This is a genomic window from Finegoldia magna (genome assembly GCF_018371055.1).
In the GTDB taxonomy this organism is placed as follows: Bacteria; Bacillota; Clostridia; order Tissierellales; family Peptoniphilaceae; genus Finegoldia; species Finegoldia magna_I.
This window is the reverse complement of the sequence record NZ_JAGYZD010000318.1, coordinates 1-1,547: the sequence shown is the minus strand read 5'-3', so window position 1 is coordinate 1,547 and position 1,547 is coordinate 1. Positions and strand designations below refer to the sequence as shown.

Annotated in this window: 2 protein-coding genes; one reads left to right on the top strand and one right to left on the bottom strand. The window is 30.1% G+C overall.

Annotated features, from left to right (window positions below):
- The coding region (locus tag KHW44_RS09520; RefSeq protein ID WP_304068863.1) for an RluA family pseudouridine synthase at positions 1 to 715 on the bottom strand (715 nt) is incomplete at its 3' end.
- Between the two features lie 64 nt (positions 716 to 779).
- Here KHW44_RS09520 and KHW44_RS09515 point away from each other — a divergent pair.
- Positions 780 to 1,547 (top strand): NAD(+)/NADH kinase (locus KHW44_RS09515; protein ID WP_304068861.1); only part of this gene is annotated, 768 nt, incomplete at its 3' end.

The window sequence follows — 1,547 nt, the reverse complement described above, 5'->3', positions numbered from 1 at the left end:
AAAATCCTTCTATTTTTTCTCCGTACAAACTATCTGCGACTATTGGACAATTAATATATTCCATGCTTACTCTTATTTGATGAGTTCTACCTGTCACAATCTTTAGACTAACCAATGAATAATCCCCATAATTTTTAAGATTTTGTAAAATAGTTACACTATTTTTCCCGTTTTCATCAATTTCTGTTTTAATTCCATCGCGTTTTAAATTTAATTCTATTTTTTGATTTTTAGGATTTCCTTCTACGATTGCTAAGTATTTTTTCTCAAACGAAGTTTTTTGATAATACGCTTGAGCTATTTTATTTTTAGCAACCATTACAACTCCTGATGTGTCTTGGTCCAATCTATTGATAAATCTAACTTTTTGATTAATATTTCTTTGCTCAAATAAATAAGACACAAAATTCGCTAAGCTTTCTTCTCCATCTGTATTCATCGTGAGTTTGTCAGGTTTATTTAATACAAAAATATCATCATCTTCATACAAAACTTCAATGTCTAAGTTTATTGGTTCGTAATTATTTTCCTCATCTTTAAGATCGATAGTTACTTTGTCACCTGGTTTTAACTTAGAGTTTCTCTTTGCATGTTTTCCATTTATAAAAATGTCATCTTTGTAAATACTGAGAAATAAATTTTGGGAAATGTGATTTGCTTTCAAAAATTCATCTAGTCTTATTTTTTTATCTATATCAAAACTAATTTGTTTCATTGTTTAAATCTCCAGTTATTTGGTATAATAAAATTATATCAAATATTAGGAGCTTTTAGTATAAATGAACAAGGACAGCAAAATTATAAATATATATGTAAACGATAACCAAAAATCACTTGAGACAGCTTTAATTGTCAAGGAAAAAATGGAACAAAAAGGATTCAAACCTACTTTTGATTTTGATGAGAATGCGCTGATTAATCTTTGTATCGGTGGAGATGGGGCATTCCTAAGAGCAGTTCACAAATACGAATTTTCAACTATTCCTTTTGTCGGAATAAATACTGGACACTTAGGCTTTTATCAAGAAATTTTAATTCCAAATATCGACAAATTTATTTCAGATTTGATTAATGAAAATTACGGAATTGAAAAAATTTCCCTACTTGAATCTAAAACAGCGATAAGAAATAGCAGCAAAACTTATACGCACAAAGCGCTGAACGAATTCGTAGTAAAAAGTGATGACTCATCGATTGTGTATTTGGATGTATACATCGATGATAACCACTTAGAGTCCTTTGCTGGAGATGGAATAATAGTATCCACTCCTTCAGGGTCAACTGCGTATAACTTCTCGGCTGGTGGATCAGTATTGTATCACGGGCTTGATGGTTTCCAAGTTACACCTCTTGCACCAATTAATTCAAAAGCATACCGTTCGCTTTTAAATTCTCTTGTAGTTCCATCAAAAAGTAACGTTACATTGTATTTTAGAGATCACAATTTCGACAGAAAAAGTTCCATAGTTCTAGCTGATGGATTGAACAGAAGTTATGATAATGTAGATTATGTAAACTTTACTTATTCAGATCAATATATCAATAAA